The 23,789-nt window shown below is 60.5% G+C and carries 14 protein-coding genes and 4 pseudogenes; 8 read left to right on the top strand and 10 right to left on the bottom strand.

The window, feature by feature from the left end:
• Positions 1 to 475: 475 nt before the first annotated feature.
• Positions 476 to 2,518 (top strand): hypothetical protein, encoded by a 2,043-nt coding sequence (locus tag SMD20_RS27685; RefSeq protein ID WP_329586552.1) that lies wholly within the window; start codon positions 476 to 478, stop codon positions 2,516 to 2,518.
• Positions 2,515 to 3,525, top strand: a complete 1,011-nt coding sequence (locus tag SMD20_RS27680; protein ID WP_329586549.1) for a hypothetical protein — start codon at positions 2,515 to 2,517, stop codon at positions 3,523 to 3,525. The genes SMD20_RS27685 and SMD20_RS27680 overlap by 4 nt, the downstream gene beginning before the upstream one ends.
• Here SMD20_RS27680 and SMD20_RS27675 read toward each other — a convergent pair.
• The 5 genes and pseudogenes from SMD20_RS27675 to SMD20_RS48400 all read right to left on the bottom strand — a co-directional run.
• A complete protein-coding gene (locus tag SMD20_RS27675) occupies positions 3,522 to 4,757 on the bottom strand; it encodes a hypothetical protein (RefSeq protein WP_329586545.1) in 1,236 nt (411 codons plus the stop codon). The genes SMD20_RS27680 and SMD20_RS27675 overlap by 4 nt on opposite strands.
• Positions 4,758 to 4,926: 169 nt before the next feature.
• Positions 4,927 to 6,252: a protein kinase domain-containing protein gene (locus SMD20_RS27670; protein ID WP_329586543.1), complete on the bottom strand. Its 1,326-nt coding sequence runs from the start codon at positions 6,250 to 6,252 to the stop codon at positions 4,927 to 4,929.
• A 258-nt stretch (positions 6,253 to 6,510) separates the two neighbouring features.
• The gene (locus tag SMD20_RS27665) at positions 6,511 to 6,729 is read right to left on the bottom strand and encodes a hypothetical protein (RefSeq protein ID WP_329586539.1); all 219 of its coding nucleotides are present in this window, start codon (positions 6,727 to 6,729) and stop codon (positions 6,511 to 6,513) included.
• 752 nt (positions 6,730 to 7,481) lie between these two features.
• Positions 7,482 to 8,129, bottom strand: a complete 648-nt coding sequence (locus tag SMD20_RS27660) for a hypothetical protein (protein ID WP_329586536.1) — start codon at positions 8,127 to 8,129, stop codon at positions 7,482 to 7,484.
• Between the two features lie 255 nt (positions 8,130 to 8,384).
• Positions 8,385 to 8,570 (bottom strand): annotated as a pseudogene (locus tag SMD20_RS48400) (endonuclease domain-containing protein); the annotation flags it as partial.
• Between the two features lie 708 nt (positions 8,571 to 9,278).
• Between SMD20_RS48400 and SMD20_RS27655 the strand changes: the two are divergent.
• Complete coding sequence (locus tag SMD20_RS27655) at positions 9,279 to 11,978, top strand: tetratricopeptide repeat protein (protein ID WP_329586533.1); 2,700 nt, start codon at positions 9,279 to 9,281, stop codon at positions 11,976 to 11,978.
• A gap of 100 nt (positions 11,979 to 12,078) precedes the next feature.
• Here the strand turns inward: SMD20_RS27655 and SMD20_RS27650 are convergent, their stop codons facing one another.
• From SMD20_RS27650 to SMD20_RS27640, 3 genes and pseudogenes are all read right to left on the bottom strand, one after another.
• Positions 12,079 to 13,473: a tyrosine-type recombinase/integrase gene (locus SMD20_RS27650; RefSeq protein ID WP_329586530.1), complete on the bottom strand. Its 1,395-nt coding sequence runs from the start codon at positions 13,471 to 13,473 to the stop codon at positions 12,079 to 12,081.
• A complete protein-coding gene (locus SMD20_RS27645) occupies positions 13,473 to 13,670 on the bottom strand; it encodes a helix-turn-helix transcriptional regulator (protein ID WP_319717887.1) in 198 nt (65 codons plus the stop codon). The genes SMD20_RS27650 and SMD20_RS27645 overlap by 1 nt, the downstream gene beginning before the upstream one ends.
• A 14-nt stretch (positions 13,671 to 13,684) precedes the next feature.
• Positions 13,685 to 14,542 (bottom strand): annotated as a pseudogene (locus SMD20_RS27640) (DUF3987 domain-containing protein); the annotation flags it as partial.
• Positions 14,543 to 14,567: 25 nt separating this feature from the next.
• Between SMD20_RS27640 and SMD20_RS48395 the strand changes: the two are divergent.
• Positions 14,568 to 14,939 (top strand): annotated as a pseudogene (locus SMD20_RS48395) (GntR family transcriptional regulator); the annotation flags it as partial.
• Between the two features lie 147 nt (positions 14,940 to 15,086).
• On the opposite strand, the gene SMD20_RS27635 reads toward SMD20_RS48395, so the two are convergent.
• Positions 15,087 to 16,145, bottom strand: a complete 1,059-nt coding sequence (locus SMD20_RS27635) for a hypothetical protein (RefSeq protein ID WP_329586525.1) — start codon at positions 16,143 to 16,145, stop codon at positions 15,087 to 15,089.
• Positions 16,146 to 16,822: 677 nt separating this feature from the next.
• On the opposite strand from SMD20_RS27635, the gene SMD20_RS27630 reads away from it, so the two are divergent.
• From SMD20_RS27630 to SMD20_RS27620, 3 genes and pseudogenes are all read left to right on the top strand, one after another.
• Positions 16,823 to 17,269 (top strand): hypothetical protein, encoded by a 447-nt coding sequence (locus SMD20_RS27630; RefSeq protein WP_329586522.1) that lies wholly within the window; start codon positions 16,823 to 16,825, stop codon positions 17,267 to 17,269.
• 2,698 nt (positions 17,270 to 19,967) lie between these two features.
• Positions 19,968 to 20,975, top strand: coding sequence for a hypothetical protein (locus tag SMD20_RS27625; RefSeq protein WP_329586519.1), 1,008 nt, complete (start codon positions 19,968 to 19,970; stop codon positions 20,973 to 20,975).
• 563 nt (positions 20,976 to 21,538) lie between these two features.
• Positions 21,539 to 22,496, top strand: a pseudogene (locus SMD20_RS27620) (IS5 family transposase).
• Between the two features lie 15 nt (positions 22,497 to 22,511).
• Here SMD20_RS27620 and SMD20_RS27615 read toward each other — a convergent pair.
• On the bottom strand, positions 22,512 to 23,000 hold the full coding sequence (locus SMD20_RS27615) for a winged helix-turn-helix transcriptional regulator (protein WP_329586516.1): 489 nt from the start codon (positions 22,998 to 23,000) through the stop codon (positions 22,512 to 22,514).
• A 73-nt stretch (positions 23,001 to 23,073) separates the two neighbouring features.
• Here SMD20_RS27615 and SMD20_RS27610 point away from each other — a divergent pair, with 73 nt between their 5' ends.
• Positions 23,074 to 23,787 carry an SDR family oxidoreductase gene (locus SMD20_RS27610; RefSeq protein ID WP_329586513.1) on the top strand — a complete coding sequence of 238 codons (714 nt, stop codon included), beginning with the start codon at positions 23,074 to 23,076 and terminating at the stop codon, positions 23,785 to 23,787.
• Positions 23,788 to 23,789 lie beyond the last annotated feature (2 nt).

The raw sequence follows: 23,789 nt of genomic DNA, 5'->3' as shown, positions 1-23,789 counted from the left end.
CACGACATGGACAGAGCCGTTCGGGACCATGACGAAGTCAGAGTGGAACCCGGACTCGACCTTCCCGTCTTGCAGCTATTGACTGCCACACCTTTTGATAAGCAGGCCACGCTTGAGAGATTGGTCATAGATGCGAATACGGATTAACGCTACAGCCAACAGAGGTCTTAAAATTGTCGGCGAAATACCGAACATACCACTGTGTCGCCTTGAGGGCTACAATGGCATCGGGAAAACCAGCGCCATAAAGCTCCTCCAGCTCTGTCTTGGAGAGCAGCCATTCGAGGGTCAGGAATCGGCATGGCGAACGTTCCGCAACCAGCTTCAGCGCGTTACGGTAGACATAAGTAGCATTCGCGGAGCGGGGGGTATCCAGTGGATCTTAGATCCTTCGAAATGGACAAGGGTCGCGGAGCCGCTAGGTAATAGCGTCGGCGAAATCTTCGTCGATGGGAAAAAGGCCTCCCTTGGAGCAGTGCGCGAGCTCGTCGAGATACACCACATCAGAGCAGATGAAAATCTGTCTAACATGCTCGTTAGGCAGACTGAAGAATCCCGACAGCATCTTCGGAAATGGTTAGCAGATCACGGCGAAGCCCGCAGAAGTGATGTCGATGACACGTTGAAGCAAGTATACGACTTGGTCGCTGCCGCCGCACCCTCTCGTTTTCCCACAACCATAAAAAACGCGATAGAGACACAACAAGCAGCAGAGAAACTGACTGCTCAGGCTCTGCTCCTTACCGATCGCGTTCAAGCCCTTGAGCAAGCTGTCCAAGTACTGGACAAGTTGGATCAGATAAGAGGGCGCGGGCCAGAGCTTGACAAAAAGCTATCTCAAACGCAACAGAAGATGGAGAAAATCAACGAACGTAAGCAGCAACTAGATGAAGAGATCGCCGGGGCCCACGATCGCCAGAGTAAAGATACACAGGCCGAGAGGGCATTCACTCGCGCTAAAAAACAACTAGAGCAGCAGGAAAAGAAACTCGAGACAGCGAAGAAAAGCCTCGAGTCAGCGGCTGCTCAAGTAGGAATCACGCCTACGGCGCCAGCAGTCGAACAAGCGCGTAAGGCCGCCGCGAGCCGGCTAAACGAGTTGGTGTCGCTGCAACCAACGATCAACGCCACTCCCTTGCTGCGGCAGTTGCTGACTAATATCGTCGGCTTCTTGGGGGAGTCAGAAGACGCAGGTCTAGGCGAGCAAACTATTGTTAGTCGCCTCGCAGATGCGACAGAAGTCACTGTGACAGCCCTGAAAACGGCGTTGCAAGCTAGGATCACAGAACTCGACCAGCAGCAGCCGAATTCATCTGCGGAGCAACTCGACCGAAACATTGAAGCGACACGTTCGCATCTCAGTGAGATGATTGAGCTTGATTCCCTCCTCACCGCCGTAGATGAACTCACTGACGCAAAGGCAAAGGCGAGGGACAAGCTAGCGGCTGCCGCCTCGAAATTGCCGCCCACTACAGCTAGGACTCTTAGTGACCTGCTAGCGCAACGAAACAAACTCGACGATGAGGCCTCAGAGCTGCAGGCACAGTATGCGCGCCTTGAGCATGCGAAAGAACTCCTTGGTGGAGGGCAAACAGAAGATACGCTTCTAGCCGATCTTATTGATATCTGCAGATCGCTAGACGTAGAAGTGTCGCGGGTACGAGGCCATCTCGACGCTCAATCCCAAGAGCTTGCGGAGATGACAAAACGCCAAGCCACAGCTGAGTACGACGCTGTGCGTGCGCGAAAAGCTGCGACTGACCATTCGTCGCAAGTCACTCGTGTAATACGCGAGCTAGCTGCACCCGAAACGGCCTGGCTTCGAGTCGTAGTTCCAGAGATAGATACGCTACACGAAGCTGATCATCTAAGGCAGTCATCGGTGCTTGAGCACGTACTAGAACTTATAGAACGCGCTCGTCAGCGGCTGGGAAGCGCACTCGGATCAATTCTAGGTGTATCTGGCGCCCTCGGGGGTACCCGTGAACTTCTTGAGTCAGGAGAAGCTGCTTCCGGCTCGTGGAACGAAACCGTACGTCTCTATCTCGGTAGCCACGTTCGTAGGTGGTTCGACAACGATCGAGTAAGAGATGCGCTCTTTGGTTCTGGCACAAACATTTTCCTAGACCCCGTCTCTATGATTGTGTCATGGACAAATGGCAAGGGCGAGGCTCAAAGCCGTCCTCTATCGGCATTCTCAAGCGGGGAACAAGCGTTCGCGTTTACGCGGGCGAGAATGGCGCAGCTTGATCGAGAGGCGCCGACGGCTATGAATAGACTTATAGCTCTCGATGAGTTTGGCTCCGTCATCGATAGAGATGGTATGGCCCACTTGGCGCAGTATCTCTCGGATCGGTGTGTTGAGAAACCGGACGAACAAGTTGTGGTGATTCTCCCATTGCGGGAAGGCACGCTTGAACTCAGCCGCAGAGAGGCTCCCGCGCGCGTGAGAAGCTTGGAGGATCGCGGCTACTTCACCGAGCCCTTGCTTCTTCGATCGGACTCACATCACCAATGACACAGCTGACCTTGTTTGGGATCCCGACGGTACTTGCTGGCTTGGAGGTATCGCATCTGATCGATGACATCAGCGAGTTGTGGCTCCGCGCTTACAGCCGGCCGCCTGCTGGGGTGGACGAGGACCTAGTGGAATGTCGAAGGTTCTTCGATCCCTCGCTTCGCGGGTTCACGCTGCGGGAACGTCTAGCAGAAGTAGAGCAGGCACCCTACCCGGTATACCGTCGAATGACCAAAATCGGGGAGCCCCTTGTCGTTGATATCGGCGAGCAGCGCCTGCTTGTCGGCGTAGAGGCACGTCTCACGATGGCTGTTCTAAGCGACCAAGCTGTAGAGGACGAACATGTTGTTATCACTTGGCGTGACGTTCTTGAAGCCGAGAAGCGGGCCCTGTTGATCTATAGAGCTTGGAGCGTGGGGAAGCTAAACCAGATCATTGACCTTCGTGCTGGCGCCGGCAAGGAGGTACTTCAGGCGACTTCAGTTGGGCTGATCATAGCCCTTCTAATCAATCGGTCTACCTCACCTGCAACCGCCTACCGTGATCGCGGGAGTTCGCTGGAGGGCAAGCTGACGGATGATGCGGTGCATTCTGCGGCGATACGATTCGCTGAGACTATTGCGACTGGTCGGAAGAAGTCGAAAGACCAGCATAAGTTCAAAGGCGGATATATTATCAGTGAAGCGCGGCGAAGGCTTGCCCATCGATTGGTACTTGACGAGTCGCACGGTCAATCAGAGAGATTTTTCTATATCCCAGAAAAGTATCAACAGGAAGTTATTGACTTCCTCGGAAGGGATCTTGCGCGCAGAGCGAACTTGAACGGGGACATACTGAAGTCGGGGTTGGGCGTGTTGGTTGAGGCGTTCCGGTCCAGAGCCGACGATCTGGCGAATCATTCAGTGATCTATGAGCGCCCTGCAGATACCTCCGAAATCCTGGCGAAGATTATGGTCGCATTCGAGAGCTCTAGAAGAGAGCAAGAGATTGACGTTAATCTAGGTTAACGTCGGAATATAAGCGTTCGCTCGGACAGTTGAACGTCATGACGGGTTCCGTTTTGGGGCCATCGGCCGCCCCGCTTGCGCATGATTATGTCTTTCTCTACTGTGAATCCAAACTGTTCAGACAAGGCGCCAATGAGTGCGGGCGTATCAACGTAGACGCCATATGGAGCGCTGTCTCCTATGAGCCAGATACTAACAGCGCCCGGTTCAAGTGTTGCAGCCAGATTTTTCAATACCCTGGCCATTGCGGCGAAGTAGTCGGGAAGTACCTGGTCGTATTCCTTGCCGCGGGATCGTAGTGACCGTTCATGCTTAAGTTGCTCAATTAGAGGTACAATCCTCTCGGAAAAGGAACTGTACTGTAGAAGCTCTTCTTGTGCCCTGCTGGCCGCCGGTACGCTACTTTGCTGAGTTGTAGCCGTGACCATGTCCGCACGCACTGTACTGCACATCTCGGCCCAGCTGGAGGCATAGCCCCAGAAGTAGAGTTCCAATCGTGTGGCATCCGCATAGTCGAAGTTGTTTAGGTATGGTGGTGATGAGATACAACCATGACCTAGCTCGTTGCAGGCTTGCCATATCTGCGGATCGCGTGAATCCCCGGCGACAACACGTGAATGTTGCTCGCCCTCGTTGAATCGGCGATGGCTTAGATCTGCTTTCATCCATTCGATTCGACTGATGAAACGGGCAAAAACGTCTTTGTGCTTCGGTTTCCTTGCTGTACCCGGACGCTGATATGGCCAGCCTACTTTGACGGAAGCGACGTCCCGGAGCGTGGCAAGTAGCGCCCATTTAAGATAGGGTTGCCATTCTTTACTGGGATGGCTTTTTATTAGCTCGCGCAGCGTAGTCAATTGTAGAAGTATCTGATCGGCAAATGACCTTAAGACCAGCTCCGTCTCGGTAATGCGGAGCTTTCTAATCGCTGCCTTTGTAGGTTTGGCGATGAATTGCGCAGAGGTAACGACACCTTGTGCCGCGTTCAGCAGGTGCTCGGGATCTTCGGGTGCTGGCCTGAGCTTGAGGTCTGCTAGCTCTGCCACGACGGGATGGGCTTCGACACCGAAGAATCGAAGCCCCATGTCCTGACAGCCTGTTCCAATGACGCCGGAGCCTGCGAACGGGTCCAAGATCATGGAGCCTCGCGGCAGGTTGAGCGAAGAGAGCAGGTGCGCTGCATAGTCGGACGCAAAACCGGCAGGATAACGGAACCATCGGTCGAAGGCCACTACGGAGCTTGTTCCATGGCTACGACCGCGGCCTGAGGGTGTCTCGAGAACCTCAACGGGGCCTGAGCAGGAAGGCCCCAGCTTCTCAACGCCGCTGCTGTAGATGTTAGGGAGCATCACCAGGCTATTCCACCACGGCGCAAGCGGTCTCGGCCACGGTTGCTATGGATCACTTGGCAAGGAGGGCAGTGAGCAGAGGGCTTGCTGCCTCCCAGCCGGAGGGCGTCGCATAGTACTTGAGCAGGTCTGCATCCTGTGCTAGGACGCGGTATATGACCTCGGCCGCCGTTCCGTCGAGATCAGCTAGCCATTCAATTGTTCGCTCTTTGTGACGAGAGCTGCCAGTGTGGCGGTCAGCCATGAAGTAGCGAGGAGCCATGTCCTCGCCGTACCCGAATTGGCACATGGCAAAGAGATTCTGGAGGACGTTGTGCATGAACCCTAAAGCGGCTTCGATGTGGGTCGAGTCACGTCCCTCCCAGTTGTACATGATGTGCCACGCCATTTTGGTCGAGGCTTCTGCTGCCTGTTTAGGTAGGAGAGCCACCCACCGTGTAACTTGAGAAGTGGTCATGACGGCTATGCAGTCTAAGTAGAGAGCTGCATCATCTGAGTAGGCTAGAGCTAAGCTGGATAGAGCGCGTAGATCGTCATCGTTGCCGGCTATTACGCCATCTAGAAGCGCGTAGGCACGGCTAATCGCTGACCTGCCCCTGCCTTCGAGCACGAGCCGCAACAAGCCTTGCACGTCCTGCATCGAGTTCGGCCGATCGTCCGGATGCGGCGCAGTGCAAACTCTTATAAACTGCCGCCAGTGCTGATTGTCGCCGTCTGGAAGATGAGTGATCCCTTGTGTTGGCCACTTACCACTGAGATACCACTCGGCCAATCGCCCTAGGCTGTAGACGTCTACTTTCGGACTCGACTCGTATTTGGCGTTGGTCATAAGCTCTGGTGCGCTGAACCCGGGCGTTCCTAAACCTTGACCAGATACTGTCAGTGGAGGTGTTGTACTGGTTGGAGGTCTTAGAACCAGTCCCCAGTCCGATACGACCCAGCGCTGTTTGGGTGTTTCTGAAGATGTGATGTGCAAGATGTTCTTCGGCGAAACATCCCGATGTATGTGCCGCTGTGCATGGGCGGCCTCGAGTGCTTGTGAGATGTCGACCAATAAGGCGACAAAGTCATCTTCTTTCAACGAAGCCCGTTGCTCATGAAGCGTCCCATCTGCTATCGGCATTGTGTACCATTGGTATGCTGGGTCGTGATCCCATACGGGCATGATGTTGGGGTGAGCGAGCTCCTGCTGTGCGCCTATTTCCCGGTACATACGCTCAAAAGCGTCTTTTGAGTTATGGCTCCGTTTAAGAGCAACACGTAGTCCGCTAGCTCTGTGGATTGCACCTCTAACTTCCGCATATCCACCGCTGCCCAGGGGACGATGGTCCAACCTATAGAGGATTCTGGGGTCTACACTCGGTCCTACCTCCCGCATGGAACAAGACTAAGGGTTGACGAGCGATATAGCTTGCCGTCTTGGCCATCTACACAGGCTGAATTCGTAGAGTCGGTCATGTCTTTGCCTGGGCGTCGAGGGTGAACCCGGTCTGGGTCAGGCAGCCGGTGAGCAGATGGAGCCGGTACTGGATCTTCTTCAGCTTGCGTTTGACGAGCCGGACGAGTCCAGGCAGGTCGGCGACGGCGAAGTTGGCCAGGGCCCGGCGAAGTAGGGGCCAGACGCCCTCGACGGGGTTCAGCTCGGGCGCGTAGGCGGGTAGCTGGACGATACGTAGCGGGTGGCGAAGTCGGTGAGCTGGCCGGCCAGTTGCACGTTCAGGTTGTCCCAGCACCAGATCAGTGGTGCGCCCAGGTGCTGGTGGGTAGCCACGATGAGGTCCCGATAGTCGATCCAGGAGAACGACTTAGGCTCGCCCTTGCGGCTGCGGTAGATGTGCAGCTTATGGGCACCCACCTCTTTGCCTGTACCGCATACCACGGTCGCATCGCACCGAGCGCTATCCGTTATGTTTCGAATACTCTGCGCAACCAACTTGCCTACATGCACACGCCGATAACTCCGGCCTATGTGAGGTCGAGCCCAAGCTCTTCGTATGCGCCGTGCCACCGCTGCCCTGACTGACCATTGACGGCCTCGCTCGCACAAGTGAACAAGTCCAAGCAGGAGATGGCTGGACTGGGGACGTTGCCGGACTGTTCTTGTATGGATCAAGCGGCGGCGCGGCGCGCCGCCGTACCGCCGGCCCTCCGCCCGCCCGCCGTCCGGGCATGCGGCCTGAGGGCCGGTCCCGGACAGCGGCGGGACACCGGGCCGGGCACCGCACGCCGCTCCCGCCGTACCAACCGCAGGCGCCGACCGGGGTTGCCGCGCCGCCGCACAGATACAGCTCTACGATCGCCACTGCATGGCTAGTCGCCGTAGCTTGCTGGGGGCGATCGACGATCCGTGCTTCGTTCCTCAGCACGGCTCACCGAGCAGGATTGTTGCGGTTCAGCTTCGCGCCGAGGCCCGTACTCGCAGGAGAGATGCCGTCTCCTGTGATGCCTCTTCAAACTTGATCGGGGTCTGAGGTCCCGCCTCGCCCGGGAGACTTGAGAGAGCTCGTGACTCTAGGGCATGAGGGCGGTGACGCCCCTGTAAAGACCACTGCAGCCGTTCAATGCCCCCGGCCTGTCGTACCTATCCGCGAGACCTGGCCCACCAACTCACGCCGCCGTTGGAGTATCTGGTGGCGAGGGCGACCCGCCGATGCCTCGATTGAGCAAGCGTGCGGCGGCTTCAGCATCCTTCCGTAGTCGCCGAGCCATTCGCCGATCCAGCTCCCATACGCTATCGAGTCCGGGCTCATCTGCACGAGTCCAACCGTGCTCATGGATGTGGTCGGCGACACGCCTGAGGATCTTCATCACCCTGACCACAAATACCACTGGCACGGTAGCCCGAGGCTGATCGCCGGCCGCTATGCCATTGAGTGCGTGACCGAACGCCGATGTCGCGTCTAGACACTCCCAGACCATCTCCCAGTACTGATGTCTGTAGGCGTACTTCGCTGCTTCGCTCATCGCCTGAACGAGGACGCCGATGATCTCGATGGTGCTCGAAACGAGAGCCTCGTCCTCCTGGGAGTCGTCGACCAAGTCTCCACAGGTGCCATCGATCCAAGACGGTTGTGGCATGTCGGGCAGCAGGAGGCTCGCACGACCTTCGCCGAACCAGCGGCCGATCATGAAGTCGGTCTTGGGATTAAGCACCATGTCGAAGGCGAACTGCTGCTCCGGGGTGTGCGACAGCAGATTTCTGCTTACGTGGTGCCGAATCCCATTGATCTTAAGCTGGTCCGCAGTTACGACCATGCCGATCAGAGATCGCGTAACCCTGCCAGGGTCCAATCGGCAAACCGGTGGGCACTCACAGACGACGCCAACGGGAGCGCCGCATCTTGTGCACTTCCTTGGGCGGTGTTCCTCCCATGGCTGAAAGCTGTCCAGTGGTTCGAGACGCTCCGCACGGATCGGATCCCAGTATCGGATTTTCACCTTCAGTAGGACGGTAGGGGGACGCTGGCGGTAGTGGTGAAACGGCCCTTTGTCCGCAGTGTGGCGAGCTTCGGCGCGATTGCAGTTGCCGCAGAGAAGCCCTCGAACGAGGTTGGAGCTGTGATCGTGATCCCACTCAAGCAGCCGCCGGGGTCGCTCTCCACAAATCGCGCAACGGCCGTCCTGCCAGTCGACAACCAGGCGTTCCGCTGCATGCTCACGTGTCTTTCGGTCGACGCACTCTTCCACGGAACGCATGTGATCACTTGGGATAGGCCATGACCAGCAAGCTGGTTCACGTGCCGCCCACACAGCCTCATGTTCAGCCTCGTCTTCGGCCGAGCACCGCGCGAACGTCGCACGGTCTTCATCGCTGAAGTGTTGTTTGCACGTGCCAGGGTCATGAGGCGGGGGCCAGTGATCCGGCCACTGGGTCCATATGGGGCGCCTGCATGCGGTCTTGCGCCGAGTTAATCGACCGCAACGCCTTTCGATGAGATCACCGTCACTCACAGTCGCAGACGATACGGCACCGTGGCGACAGATTTCTGCGTCACCGGACTTCCTGCCCTCGGGAGAGGGGGAGAGCGGCTGTAGCGGGTGTCTCGGCCGCCGTGCAATATGCGTGCAATGATCACGAGCCTTATGGCGGAAGGAGACGGCTACCACGCAGATAGATGGCCCCGTACCGCTCGTAACGGTCACGCCCTGTAAAACCGTCGGCTCAGCCTACGCAAGTTCGAACCTTGCACCTGCCACACCAGCGGGAAGAGGCCCGTCACCAGCGGAAACGCGGTGACGGGCTTCTCGCGTTGTGTCCGGCCGTCTACGGTGATCACTGGTGTTCTACGGCTCGCCACGGCCAATACGCGGCCAAGTTCTAGGGCGAACTGCGGCAGTCGGACCTCGCTCGCAGGCATCGAAATGATGGTGTCCCGGCCAGGAGACGACTTAAGGGGGTCGTTGATGGGACCTTTGCAGTCGTCCAGCGGCAGCTTGCGCCGGCTCTCGTTGTGGGTACGTCGTCATCGGCAGACATGGATCATCGCCGCTACAGCCGTCAACGCAGGGCTCATAGCCCTCGCCACGATGTTGATGCAACTGCCTGGGCAGCGCGATTCGATGATCACTTTCGCGATCTTGGTCGTGCTGGTTTGCTTAGTTCTCTCTGTTGCTCTGCCACTGATCGGTCGGCGCAACGAGGAGTTACAGCGGCTAGCTGAGGAGCGTGACCAGAGTGACCAGCGTGTCTCCTCCTTGCTGAGCTACGGTCACGCAGGGAAACTCCCGCGCCTTGAGGAGGTCAGTGCGGAACAACTCGGGGCGACCGCGACTCGGTATACCCACCAGGGCAGGGCGCCTTACATTGAACGCAGTCCTGACGATGAAGAGCTGCGGACGGTTCTGAGTTCGCCTGGTTTGCCTCACCCTTTCGTTCTCGTGTGGGGGGCTACCAAGGCCGGCAAGTCCCGTACTTTGGCAGAAGCTCTGTTCGCAGCTCTACCGAGTCACACAGAGGTTCTCATCCCAGTCAGTGGACAGGCTCTTGCTGAGCTTGTGCAGGCGGGTCTCCCGTTCACTGCCGACAGTCCAGCCCTGGTGTATTTGGATGACCTAACGGTCGCGGACTTGGAGGCGCTGACCGTCAACGTTCTTGATGTGGTGACGAACCGCGCTGTGTTGGCAGCGACGATGACGGCCAAGCGTCGCAGCCAGGCTCTGTCTTCAGGGCAAGACATCACGAACGTCGCCCGTGCCGCACTTGCTCGCACCCACAACAATGGCGATGGACACCAACTCGCCTTCCGTCCTCCCAGTCCTAGCGAGCTTGCCCAGGCGCAAGAACTGTATCCCGATGAGACGTTCCGAGGCAGCATCGCGGAGACCTTGGTCGGAGGTGCTGAGCTGATCGCCAGGTACCGTGCTGGTCAGGACGAGAACCCAGCTGGCTATGCCATAGTCCAAGCCGCCATCGATGCCCGCCGCGCCGGCTTGGATCGTCCTATCACCGGAACCGAGCTCAAGCATTTGTTCGAGATATACCTCCCGCGAGTGCGAGCCGGAATGCGAGCCACTGAAGCCGCTTACCAGCATGGATTGCATCAGTGGGCCACTATGCCTGTCGCATCTCAAGTGGCCCTGCTTACACCCTCGACTTCTGTTGGCATGTCTACTGGGGATGATGCAGCATGGATAGTATTAGATCACGCCATATCTGCGGATGAAGGTATTTTCGCGGATCACCCGGTCCGCCCAATTCCCGATGAACTGTGGCCTGAACTGATCAGTTTAGCTGCCCCTGCTGACGCCTTCGCCATCAGCTATGCGGCATATCAGCGTAATCGCATTCCCGACGCCATCGTAGCAGCTCGGAGAGCCATGGAAAGTCCCGACAGGGACCAAGCCGCACAGGCGGCCGTCAATCTTGGAGCGATGCTGCTACAGCAGGGCGACATCGACGGAGCCCAAGAGGCATATCAGGTTGCTATTGATTCAGATCATCCCGATGCGATGCCTGCAGCTGCTGTTAACTTAGGCAATCTGCTCAAGCAGGAAGGCGGCCCAGGAGATGCGCAGGCGGCCTACAGGTTCGCCATGGTCTCAGGTCATCCTGATGCAGTACCACAAGCAGCTGTCAACCTAGGTAATCTGCTTAAGCAAGAAGGCGATGTGGAAGGTGCGTGGATGACCTTCCAGTTAGCTATTGACTCGGGCCATGTTGATCATGCGCCAGGCGCTGCGGTCAATCTTGGAAACCTACATAAGCAGGAGGGCGACCTAGAGCGCGCAAGGTCGGCCTATCAGATGGCAATAGATTCTGGCCACCCCGAGCATGCGCCTAAGGCCGCGATCAATCAAGGGAACCTGCTGGCGCAGTTAGGTGATCTGGAAGGAGCGCAGGTGGCCTACCAGTATGCCTATGAGTCCGGTCATCCTGATGCTTCTTCAAGAGGGGCGGGGATGCTAGGCGTCCTGCTCCTGCAGCGCGGTAACACGTTGGAGGCGCGGAGTGCTCTTCAGTTCGCCATTGATTCTGGTCATCCCGACTACTCGCCGATAGCAAGAGCAAATCTTGGAGCACTCCTCATGCAGGAGGGGAATATTGCAGAGGCGCGTGCGGTCTCCCAAGCGGCCATAGACTCTGGCCACGCTAACGCTGCTCCACTAGCAGCAATGAATATGGGCGTGCTACTCCGGCGGGACGGAGACCTGAAGAAGTTGCAGGAAGTCCTACAGTTCGCCGCTGAATCAGGTCACACTGAAGTTGCACCGAGGGCATCTGTCGACCTAGGCATCATGTATATGCTTGAGGGAGAGACGGAAAAGGCGCAAGCGGCATTTGAACGCGCTCATGACTCTGGCCACCCTCATCACGGTCTAGGGGCCGCGCTGAATCTGGGCACCTTATATATACAGAAGGGAGACATTGAGAACGCGCGGCGGATTCTACGGATGGTTATAACTTCGGGGCATATGCAGTTCGCGCCGTCGGCGGCAGTCAACTTGGGGAACCTGCTCCGCCAGACAGGTGACTTCGACGGAGCACGTCGCTGTTACCAACTTGCCATAGAATCCGAACATAGGGTCGCTTCAATCCGGGCTCGCGAGGCATTGGATGACCTTACTGAATCGCAGGGCTCGATTGTGGCCGACGAAGATGCCTGAAGCTTTGGATGCCGAGTCCCGCCAGCTCGTAACGTGAGGACCCAAGTGACGAGTTGGCTCGTAGTTTGTGGCGCATCGTGTGGACAGACTTGTCACGGCTTCAGGATTTGGTGGCATCCCAGATGCGTCGCATTGCCTCGCTCTGTTGGCCGTGGATGCACTTGGCGTAGACGCGTAGTAGGACGTTGACGCTGTGGCCGGCCCATTCGGCGACCTGGGGTGCGGGGACGCCGGCGTTGAGCCAGGTGGAGACGCAGGCATGGCGTAGGTCGTAGGGGACGACCATCAAGGGTGACTTCGCTTCTGCCGTGGTGAAGGCGTCTGCGCGGGCTTCGTGGAAGACCTTGAGATAGGCGCGGTCGGTCATTAGGCCGCCCCGTGGGCCGAGGAAGATGCGGTCGTCGGGGCCGGTGCCGAACTCTTGGATGTGCGCGCGGAGCATCGCGCAGAGTTCGGGGTGGATGGGCACTGATCGGGTTTCGCCGTCTGGTCGGTGCTTAAGTGCGCGGCGTTCGCGTACCTTCCCGCTGTCGGTCCAGCGGCTGCCGGCGCGAGGCTCGGCGTGCGTGAGGCGCATCTCTCCCCAACCGCTCTCCGGAAGGCTAACGAGGTGTTCTTGGCGCAGGTCGACTACCTCTTCCGGGCGTAGGGCTGCGAAGTACATGCAGGCGAAGAACGCCTTCATGCGTCGGCCTCGTTCGCCCCGGCGTTCGACGGCGGCGAGGAAGCGTCGTACTTGTTCGACGTTGATGACGACGCGTGGGTCAACGACGACGCGTGGGTCAACGCTGGTGAGTGTGCGGGGCTTGGTCCACTTCACCGCTTTGAGCGGGTTGGCGGCCAGGGCGCCGATCTCGACGGCGTACTCCATGGCATTGTTCAAGCTCATGCGCTTGCGGTTCGACGTGTTCGCGGCGGCGGTCTTGCCGTCTCTGGTCTGGCTGATCCGGTCGAGCATGCCGCGTGTGAGGAGGGCACCCTTGCCTGGTTCCTCGAAGGCGGTCATGGACACCGTGTTGGCTTCGAGCCAGCGCAGTGCGGCTGCCAGCTCGGCGGGTGGTTCTGTTGCGCCGCGTAGGCGCTCGCTGTAGGCCCAGCGGAGGGCGGCGCGTTGAGTGTCGGTGTCTGGTCCGCCGTCGTGTTTGGTCAGGAGGGCCTCTGTGGCGTCGGTGAGGGCCTCGGCGATGCCTCGGCGGTGGTTCGGTGCGGCGTAGCGCCACTTGGCTTCAACGTAGGAGAGCGTGAAGGTGAACCAGGTGAGGGTGGTCTCCTCGCGCTGCCAGGAGACAGGGCGGCCCGTGGCGACGCTGAAGGCCTCGCCTTGCCGGGCGGCTGTCATGAGCTGGGCGCGGAAGCTTTCGGCGTGGGCCAGGGTGCGAAAGGGTTCTTTCCACTCGCGGCCGTCCACGATCCAGCGTACGGTGTGGGTGGTGACCCTGGTGCCCTTGTACGTCTTGATCGCCCAAAAGCGGACGCTGTAGGTGGTCTTCGCCATCAGGCGGCGTCCTCTCGTTCGGTCAGCCAGCGGTCGAGTTCGGAGCGGCGGATGCGGAGTTCGCGGTTGGCGAGGGTGATGCAGCGCGGGCCCTGCTTCTTGGCGCGCCAGTCGTAGAAGGTGGAGCGGGCAATCTTGAGTTCGGCGCAGACCTCGGCGACGGTGAGCTTTTCGTCGGTGCGGGTGTTTGTCTTCAACGGCGGTTCCTCGGTCAGGCGGTGGGCTGGTGGAGGCGCGGATGGACGGCGTAGGCGGGTGAGGGGCGGCGGCCGGGGCCAGTGCGGGGTGGTTCGGGTTCGCGGCGGATCCAGCCGAGTTGTTCGAGCAGGTCGAGGGCTGGTTCTAGTTCGGTGACCTTGCGGAAGCGGTTGCGGGGTAGGGCAGTGAAGGCTTCGCGGACGGTGAAGCGTGGTGTGGCGGTGCGGTGGAGCCAGGCGTGGACGACGCGGGCGGCTTCGAGGTCGGGGTCGGCGCCCATGGCGTCGAAGGTGGCCAGGGCGTGGGCGACGAAGTATTGGCCGATGGTGATGGCGGCGTTGACGGTGTCGGCGCTGATCGGGTGGCGCCAGCCGTCTTCGACGCGGCCGGCCAGGTGGATGAGGCCGGCGATGCGCATCACAGCCCCGTCGAACTTGCCTGCCCAGTCGGTGATGTGGCCGAGGTCGCCGGAGTCCGGGCGGAGGCGGCGTTCGGTGGTGCGGCGGTGTTCGGTGAAGATGTCGGCGGCGTCGGGTGCGAGGACGAGGCGGGCGGGGTCGTGCCAGTCGTGCATGTCGATGGTGAGGCGTTGCAGGTTGGCGTCGTAGCGGGCGGCGATGTGCTCCGGGACGGTGGGCGCTTCTACGTTGCGGTAGCCGATGTTGGACTTCGGCAGGCTGTAGAGGATGCGGCCGAGCAGGCCCTTGCCGCGGAAGCCGGGCATGGTGGCGATGTCGGAGACGATCTCGGGCTGGACGGCCAGGCCCATGGTCAGGACGGCTTGGTCGACGCGTTCGCTGCGGCCTCGGCGGTCGATGATGATCGGGTCTCCGGCGTGGCCTTTGAGGAACAGGTCGAGGTTGGGTGTACCGGTGTAGCGGCCCGGCCGCTACCGGCCCGGAGCGTGGTTGCCCTCGGAAGCTCAGCTCTCACAGATGTACGAGGTGGGCCGCGACACCGTACGCGGCGCCCTGGCTCACCTCCGCGCCGAGGGACGGATCACCACGGTTCGCAAGAGGGGGTCGATGGTGGCCGTTGAACCGACTCGCGATCCGTGCCCCGTCCCGGCTGGGGCGCGTGTGATCACACACATGCCAACGCCAGACGAACGGCGACAGTTGGCTACGTCTGCAGAGTTGCGAGAGTTCGGTGGGATGCCGGAGGGTGTGCCCGTATTCGAAGTGATACCGGGGCCGCGGAAACATCGCAAAGTTCTGCGTGGAGACCAGGTGGAACTGTTCATCGAGGAAGCGCCGCCCGGCGAGTGATCCTCGGTGGGCGGCGGTTCTGCGGAATAGTGCGGCACTTTGCGGAGCAGTTGGACGCATTGGGCAGCTGCACCCGGCAAGGGGCTGACCTGCCTGGACGCCTTGTTGTGTCCATTCTGCGGATTGTGCGGACCGAAGCTGCGTGATCTACCCTGGTAGTAGGCGCATGGCTAGGACGGTTCCATCCTCATGTATCGATACAGGGCCTTTCCACTTATCATCCCACGCCTGTTCGGGCCAAGACTTGCGCCTGGAGTAGACTTCTTCGCGGTACTGCTCAACTCTGCCTGGTGCCAGTTTTCCGTCCGCGACTCTTGGAGATAGGAGAGAAAAAAGGTTGGTTGCGACTCCGGAGAATGCCTCCACACGCTTATTATTCAGCCGGAAGACATGGTCTGTGCCGGTAAAGGAAATATCGAGCAACTTGTGCTCCGCATCTTGAACGCTTCCTATGGCGGCGTGCGCAAACCCGGTGCTGTACCGCTGACTCCCCTGGCGACTCGTTAAGTAGTGAGCGGTGGTGTCGCCATCCCCGGCAAAGGCCGTCACGCCCGCCGTCACCGTCCGCGCCAAGACGTGCTGGAACCATGCATAATTTCTCAGTGGCACATGGAAGCCAGGCTCGGACGCCGGAGTTTCATCTCCTTTGATTGTAGGTTGAATTCCCGGCAAGAAGTTCTCATTGTTGGCGATGCTGTCTAGGCTATGTAACGAACCCTTGGGGAAGCTATCCAGCCAACCGTCCTTGCCCTGTGCATGGAGCGCGTAAATCATGACCGGGCCTTCGGCTGGCAGCTCTGTGCTGAAGATCAGGCAGGGGGTTTGATCCCTCGGTCCGACGTGTATAGCCTCTACGTGGGCCGAACAGGATACGAGCTGAATACTAGAGTATCTTCCCCTGTGACTGTGATTGCCCTTGGTTGCCACTGGGACAACGATCGACGGCTCACCTGGCTTCCAAACTTCAGCGAAGAAGTGGGGCTGGTAAGGATATCCCGATGGCCTTTTTGGCCACCCAGCGCGTAAGACGACATCTGCGCTAACGATCGATACACATCGATCTGGATGACGCTGTGTTAGAATGTGCTTGGCCAGAGCCAAGCCAAAGCCCTGCCCTAACTCCTCCGACTGGAGTTGCTTGTAGCGCCGGCTTATGCCTTTACCTTCCTCGGATACTTCGATGTAGGCGCCGGAGGCTGGATCCATTGCTTGACTATACTTAAGGCTTCCCCAGTGTTCAGCTAGCCCGCGGCCAGCACCTTGGCGAGAGAGCGAAAGCGCATGCGCGAGCCAATGCAGTACATCCCATGGGGTCAACGGTATGGCATCCGTAGATTCCAAGCTTGGCACGGGCTGGAGGCCGCGCTTGCGCCGTAACTGTTGAGAGCCTTTCTCTTCTCGCTTCTTGTCATCTTTGGTGGCCGCTTTTTCTACGCTGCCAACTAAGGCCGTCGTCGAATGAATTGCCGCGTTCGATAGTTGCGACAGGTCCCGCAAGACTTCCTTCGTAGACTTTCTCGTCGGCTTCAACCAACCCTCCGCGTGAACGACCAGTAAGCTTCATCATGAGCATGCCAGCACATCTCATGAGATCCTCTAGCCGGGGCGGAGAGTATTCCTTACCTGTGAGCGATCTTTCCGGACGTGATAGCCCCTCAGCCGGGTAACACCTATCTCTCATGTGCGCCCAGTGTCTCCAACCTCAACAGTCGGGCTCGCTTCCTGGCGTGCGGCCTGAAGGCTGGTCTCAGACGACGAAGCCTCGGGCCGACCCGCGTCACGTCGCCGAAACCAACCGAACCAACTGACGCTCGTGTCACGCCATCGCGGCGTATCCCCCCACTGTCTGGACAGAACAGATCCATCCAACAGACGATTACAGGATGCGCAGTCGGTTAACGATCTTCGCGGAAGTAGCCACGGTCGCAGCGTTCATGGTCGCCGTAATGACCTTCTTGAAGTGGGACGAGAGAGCCCCGTGGGGCGAAGGGGAGTCTCGCGATCCTTCAAACGCCGAGCAAGCGCAAGCCCCGGTCGCCGTCCCGGCCCTCGCCGAACGGCTACAGCTATTCGGCTCCGACCAAGACTTCGGGCGATTAGTGCTTTGGGGTATCGGCCTCTACATCCTCCTCGGAGCTTTAGCGCTGATCGTCTCAGGCGAATATGGTGGATCAGTCAGAGCTGGACTTTGGCTGCTGTTAGCGCTTGTGGTCACGGCTGCTTGGCTATGGCTCTTTTGGGGCTCCCTCAGCCTATTAGGCATCATTCTGTTGGGCATCGGCCTCGCCATCATCGGCTTCATGTGTCTCACGTACTTGATGGGGATCTAATCCATGCCTTGACGGACTTCCCAGTTCCGGATGCTACTCATGGCAGCTTCCAGCCAAACAACCGTAGTTGGCTGAAGCGGAAGCCCGATCACCCCATCGCCGTCCCGGGATAATGCTGAGCGGAGTATGGCTACGGACCGAGGTTGTTCCTCCGGTCAGGGTTCCAGGTGTCCCGGTAGCCGTGGCCGGCTTCCCCCTTCGGGCGGGTCGACGGCGGATGAGACGATCCGGGCAGACGATCTATGCGCGTCCGTCCCGGAGGCGGGTCTACCGTCGCTTTATGGGGAGCGCGTGACGAGAAAGCGCAGCGCAGTGGACCCGAATGCTCACTGTTACTGGGGGACAAGTCCCCTGTCGAAAGTTCAAGGACGATCGTCGCGTCCGCGACATGACTGGCGTGATCGTCTGCGCCGAGCAGGGGAAGTATTTTCGTTGCCTAGCTTGTAGGCGCCGTAAGCGCGGTCACGACGCCTCTGGTGGCCAGAGTGTTCGTGGCAGGAGGGTTGACCTGGCTTTGCCCCACCGAGGACCTCAGTCGTCCACGCACGCAACTCAGGGAGTAGGTCTCGTAGGAAGAGGCGACCCGCGGGAAAAGCCCAGCAGATCAACCACGCAGGGCTCAGTAACACAACGACGAGCAGAAGCGGGGCGAGGGCTGCGAGGCGTACGGTGGCACGATTGGTAGGAACGAAGAAGATCATCTCCGTGCTTGAGTGCTTCCTGCCGCCCTTGTGTTTGTGCCCCGCGCTGTCGTTCATGTGAGCCGACTAAGTGCGTCACCTATACGGCGTGCTGTCTGCAGGGGGTCAACAAGGTCGAGGGAGGCGGTCTCGCTGGCGCCTCGCTGTGGCATCTGATCCCGAGTCACCGCAGGTGGTGCACCTAAGACGTCACGCCACCATGCAAGTACCTCTCTTTCGGCAGCTTCGGCCAGTGCCCCCGTTTCGGTCGCCCAATGGCCAGATAGTCCATCGATGATCGCCAGTGTCCAGCCAGCCCTGCGGTGCTCATGGAGTCGGTTGTCGCCACGATTCGAAATACCGACCTTGATCGCGTTGAATTCGGCGGAGACGACTAGATAGACGATGGCAGGCAGAGCGGGGTCAAATCCATATCTTGCGCAGGAGCGACAGCCGCCTTGCCCGACTCGGATTGCAGTGTAGGTGGGGGTGACGACCTTGCCACATCTCAAGCAGCGAGAAGGCCAAGGCTGCTTACCTCCTGTGTACGGGGTCAGTGGCTCCAGATCGGCAGCCTGCATCACTTGCAGCGCGAGTTTGGGGTCCACAATGGAGCCAGCGCAGTATCCGCAGGCAGCATGGCCTCGGCGGACGTTGTTATAGGCGGGGTAGACGGTGCGCCCGCAGGCGGAACACCGGCATTGCCAAGGCTGGTCAGCCCGCCCCGGCCATGGAGCTTGTGGGGCGACACCGGCGCGTCGCATGACGGCGATGGCGTCACCGAGATCGATGGCACGTCCAGCACAGAATCTGCAGCCGGACTGGCCCGCCTTGATACTGCTGTACCGAGGGCTGACGACCTTTCCACAAGTCATGCACTCGGATTTCCAGCCCGCGTCAGACCCAGGGAACTCAACGAGCGGGCGAACCCGGGCGGCTTCCATCGCCGCGATGGCCTGCTTCACGTCGACTCGTTGACCTGAGCAGTAGGCACACGGGTTTGCGCCGTTACGCACGCTGTGCAGCGTGGGGGTAATCTCGCGCGCACAGTTGGTGCAGCGTGACCGCCATGGCTGGTCGTTTCCCCGGTACGGTTCTAACGGGATCGCGCCTGCACGGGCCATCACAGCTCGCGCGACCTCTTCTGGGAGGCGGTTGGCCAGGCCGCCGCGGACCTTGCCGCAATCCCAACATCCGCGGCCGCCCTGCTGGATAGTGTTGTATCGCGGGGTGATCTCCTTGCCGCAGGTTAGACACCTGCAGCGCCAAGGCGACTTGTTGTGACCGGGATAGGGCTCCAAGGGCTGCAAGCCCGCCTCAAGCATCGTGTGCACGGCCTTGTCGGGATCGGCGCGCCTGGCCGCGCCGCGTGCAGCTGCACTGCAGATCCGACACGGCAGGCATCCTCTGCGCACTGTCTTGAGCCGGGTCGCTATCTCCGTGCCACAGGCCAGACATCGGCACCGCCAAGGGACGTGAGCGCCAGGGTAGGGCTCCAGGGGCTCCGCGCCTGCGGCTCGCATCTCAATTGCGGCCTCGTCGTGCGACACTCTTCGCGGCATGGGCGCAACTATGGCACCGAACATGACAAGATCGTCGGCGTTTAACGGCGAAAGTCGTACTACGGGATCACTCACGTTCCCCAAGACATGGCGGTTTACCCAGGACGTGAGCACGCTGGCGTCGCCGGATGGCCAGGTGGCGAAGATCTTCGTGCGGCCGGCTTCCCGTCTTGATCCCAGGCCGAGGTGACCATGCTCGGTCTGGCCGTCGTGCACAGCGCAGACCTCACAACGGTGGTGGCGTCGAGCGTCTTGAATCAGCGAAGAATTAAGTTCAGGTTGTCCCAGTCATCATGGGAAAGTATGGTCGAAGCAGGCATGGGGTTCGGAATCGAGTCTGAGCTACCGCCAACACACTTTTGGGGTGCTGGTCCCGACATGTACGGCCAAGTACCTAATTCTTCTTGAGTCGATTGGGCCTGACGCGTCCCTTCGGCTGAAAGGACGCGTTCCCTGATGACTATCTACTCTCAGCACGCGAATCGCGGAAAGATGCAGGTCCTGGCCACCTATCGTGCCCTGGAGGGCGTTCGGTCGGTGACTGTGACGAGCGTCGAGAGCACTGCGCTTGCCATCCCTCTGGTGAGCGCACTCAACAGAATCTCTGCCTATGCCTCCGTCCCCATCGCTGTGTGGGACGAGCGCGGTGTGCGTGTAGCGTGTTACCCCGCTGACCACCTCGCCGCGCTTGTCGACCAGGACGCGCGAGAGCGGCTGCTGGAGGGCACACACAGTCTCTGGTACGAGTACGTGAAGCTGCTGCTCCACGAGGCACTGATCGATCTGGACGTTGCGATGTCGTCGGTGCCCACACCCGTTCAGACCGCAGTCAAAGCTGAGATCGAAGCAGAGGCCGGCGCGCTGATTAGGCAGGCTTCAAAGGACCACGATCCCGAGGAGGACGGAAACGCGCGCTTGTGTGAGTTCGAGAATCCGTTCGTCACTTTCGATAGCCGGCGCGGAAACATCTACTTGGGCAAGCCTCACTGCATGGAAGAGGAACGCTCCCGCCTGGACCATCTAGAAGGTGGCGCTTCTCCTGAGCACCTGAGCCAGGCGGTCGGTAATCTGCGAGTCCTCTACGAGGCCCACGCTCGATCTGACAACGACCAGGCGAACCTGGTCATCGACAGCTCTCTTTTCATCGACTACGAACCATGGGAAGAGTCGGACCGCTACTTCCTCAACGTCTTCGCCCCGATGCCCGGTGACGATGTCGAGACATGGCAGTTGGAGATTGGGCAATGGGTGCCTGATGACCCAGAGGATGAGGACGGTTCCGCAACTGGGGAGCCGATTCTGCACTGCGTTCGAGCAACCCGGCCTACCGCATCCGAACTCATCGAGGTGCTGAATCTCGGTCGGAAGCGAGTCCAGCAACTGGCTGACTGGGCCGTGACTCCGGTCGGTGAGGCTCTAGACGGTACGACGTTCGTGGTGACTAATCGCTTCGACAATGACTAGTACGAGATGGTGACATAGCTATAAAAGCCGAGTTCAGGGCTTGATCGCGACGGGACTGTAAAACCGTCGGCTCAGCCTACGCAAGTTCGAACCTTGCACCTGCCACACCAGCGGAAAGAGGCCCGTCACCAGCGGAAACGCGGTGACGGGCCTTCGCTTTGTGTCCGACCGTCTACGGCTGACACTGGTGCACTACGGTTGATCGTTCCCATTGCGTCCCATTCGATCAAGAGGGGCGACGCGCGGGCCTACGTGTCGTTGGCTTCCGGGAGTGGGTACCCCCACGGAGGGAATGAGGGACGCCATTTCTGAACGGCCCCTGCGGGCGCTAGATCGCCCCCATCGGCGTGGGGAAGAGGGCGTGAGCGGCTTGAAAAGCGCCTGAACGATCGGCTCACCCCCACGTGGGGGTGAGCCGACACCCGCCGCGCCTACCGCGCGGCCTAAAACGTCCTCCCCACGCCCGTGGGGGTGAGCCGATCAAGAGCCCCAGTCAGGTCATGGCTTAAGAGCTGTTTCTTGGATCCGCTGACCATGTGTGGCTGGACCGTCACGATGGGTTCATGGGTCGAGGTGACTTAACGAACGCCGAGTGGGAGCGCCTCCAGCCGTTGCTGCCCGAAGGCGGTCAGCGGTGCGGCCGGTGGAATGACCACCGCAGGACGATCAACGGCGTGTTGTATCGGGCACGCACCGGGCTGCCCTGGCGTGACCTGCCCGAGCGATTCGGTCCCTGGATCACGGTCTACAAACGGCACCGCCGCTGGTCGGCCGATGGCGCCTGGCAGCTGCTGCTGGCCGCTATCCAGGCCGAGCAGGACGCCGAGGGCCGCATCGACTGGGACATCTCCGTGGACTCCACCACCGTGCGGGCGCACCAGCACGCCGCCGGCGCGCCCCCCACCCCACCCTCACCGGCACCACCGTCCCCGCCAACGGCGAGTGGGCAGCAAAAGGGGGAAGCCGCCAGGGCAAACCGGGGCGATCCGGTGCTGGCCACGCTGGCCGCCCGGCTGGCGGAGGTGGTCAGACTGGGGAGTGCCTAGGACGTTCCCGCGGTCGGTTCACCACGAAGATTCATCTGTCGCAGACGGCCGCTGCCGGGTGTTGTCACTGGTGCTGACGCCAGGCCAGTACGGTGACAGCCCGCAGTTCCGGCGGGTGCTGGAGACCATCCGCGTCCCCCGGCGGGGGCCGGGCCGCCCGCGCACCCGGCCCGCCGGCCTGGCCGCGGACAAGGCGTACTCCTCCCGCGCCAACCGCGTCTACCTGCGCCGCCGCAAGATCCGCCACACGATCCCCGAACCGCGTGACCAACGCGCCCACCGCCGCCGGCGCGGCACGACCGGAGGGCGGCCCACCGGCTTCGACGCCGAACGCCACAAGGGCAGGAACGTCGTGGAACGGGGGAACAACCGGCTGAAGAACTTCCGGGCCGTGGCCACCCGCTACGACAAACGCGCCTACATCTTCCTCGGCACGGTCACTCTGGCCGCCCTGATCATCTGGCTTCGCATCTGATCTAAGAAACAGCTCTTAGCCGCGCCACCAGGCGGGGTTCACCCGGATCTCGATGTCGTCGCACATCGTCTCCGGCGCTGCGTCGGCGGTTACGCGGACCCGTATCGGACGGCCGGTGTCGGTCTCGACGAACGACAGAGGCGGGCGGCCTTCCTGTAGGTACGTGTCGCCCCATTGCATCAGCGACAGAAACACCGGCAGCAGGTCCTGGCCGGCCTCGGTCAGCCGGTACTCGTCGCGGGCCCGGCTCCCCGGCTCCCGATAGAGAACGGGCGCGACGATACCCGCGGCCTTCAGCTGTTTGAGTGCCCGAGACACCGCAGGTGCCGAGGTCCCAATCCGCGCCACGAAGTCGTCAAACCTGGTTGTGCCGTAGAAGCATTCGCGGACCACCAGGAACACGGTCTTGGTGCTGAGCAGGTCCAGCACCCGCCCCGCCGAGCATCCGTCGCCGATCGACCACGCATCTCGGTCGCGCAGCCGTTCCTCGAACTTCATCGCCATCTCGCCATTGTAACTAACGTTTGCGTTATCCAGCATTGCGTGGTTACATCTCACTAACGAGGTCGTTATCCAGATGGAGTGTGCCGTGGTTGCAGTAGCGGGCAGAGTGGTTGTGGTGACCGGGGGCCGACGTGGACTCGGCGCGGCGCTGGTCGATGAGGTGCTGGCGCGCGGGGCGCGAAAGGTGTACTCGACTGCGCGCTCGGCGTACGTCGACGACCGTCCAGAGGTGGTGACCGCCGAGCTGGAGGTCCGCTCGGCGGCGTCGGTCGCCGCCCTCGCGAAGGTCACCGCCGACGTCGAGATCGTGTTCAACAATGCCGGCATCCTGTTGCCGGCTCCGCTGCTGACGGGTGACTTCGAGCGCGCCACCGTGACGTTCGACGTCAACGTCTTCGGACCCCTGCGGATGGCACGCGCGTTCGCGCCGATCCTGGCCGCGAACGGTGGGGGCGCACTGGTGAACATGCACTCCGTGCTGTCCTGGCTGGCCGGCGCCGGCGCCTACGGGGCGTCCAAGGCGGCGGCGTGGTCCATCACGAACTCGCTCCGACTCGAACTAGCGCGTCAGAACACCCAGGTCGTCGGCGTTCACGCGGGGTTCATCGACACCGAAATGGTCTCCGCCATCGACCTGCCGAAGGCGACGCCGGCCGAGGTGGCCGCGCGGATCGTCGACGGCCTGGAGGCCCAGGCCACGGAGGTGCTCGCCGACGACGTCACAATCGCCACCAAGGCGGCACTGTCCGGCCCCGTGGAGCGCCTGACCTTCTCGGTCGCCCGTTGACG

It is taken from the genome of Nonomuraea sp. LP-02, assembly GCF_036289125.1.
Taxonomy (GTDB): Bacteria; Actinomycetota; Actinomycetes; order Streptosporangiales; family Streptosporangiaceae; genus Nonomuraea; species Nonomuraea bangladeshensis.
This window is presented reverse-complemented; position numbering and strand designations above follow the sequence as displayed.

Excerpts from the sequence above, each read along its gene's own strand:
- SMD20_RS27615 (WP_329586516.1), bottom strand. The coding sequence starts at position 23,000 with ATGGCGATGAAGTTCGAGGAACGGCTGCGCGACCGAGATGCGTGGTCG.
- SMD20_RS27680 (WP_329586549.1), top strand. The coding sequence starts at position 2,515 with ATGACACAGCTGACCTTGTTTGGGATCCCGACGGTACTTGCTGGCTTG.
- SMD20_RS27650 (WP_329586530.1), bottom strand. The coding sequence starts at position 13,473 with ATGGCGAAGACCACCTACAGCGTCCGCTTTTGGGCGATCAAGACGTAC.
- SMD20_RS27660 (WP_329586536.1), bottom strand. The coding sequence starts at position 8,129 with ATGGTCGTAACTGCGGACCAGCTTAAGATCAATGGGATTCGGCACCAC.
- SMD20_RS27670 (WP_329586543.1), bottom strand. The coding sequence starts at position 6,252 with ATGCGGGAGGTAGGACCGAGTGTAGACCCCAGAATCCTCTATAGGTTG.
- SMD20_RS27635 (WP_329586525.1), bottom strand. The coding sequence starts at position 16,145 with ATGGATCCAGCCTCCGGCGCCTACATCGAAGTATCCGAGGAAGGTAAA.
- SMD20_RS27610 (WP_329586513.1), top strand. The coding sequence starts at position 23,074 with ATGGAGTGTGCCGTGGTTGCAGTAGCGGGCAGAGTGGTTGTGGTGACC.
- SMD20_RS27655 (WP_329586533.1), top strand. The coding sequence starts at position 9,279 with ATGGGACCTTTGCAGTCGTCCAGCGGCAGCTTGCGCCGGCTCTCGTTG.
- SMD20_RS27625 (WP_329586519.1), top strand. The coding sequence starts at position 19,968 with ATGACTATCTACTCTCAGCACGCGAATCGCGGAAAGATGCAGGTCCTG.
- SMD20_RS27630 (WP_329586522.1), top strand. The coding sequence starts at position 16,823 with ATGCGCAGTCGGTTAACGATCTTCGCGGAAGTAGCCACGGTCGCAGCG.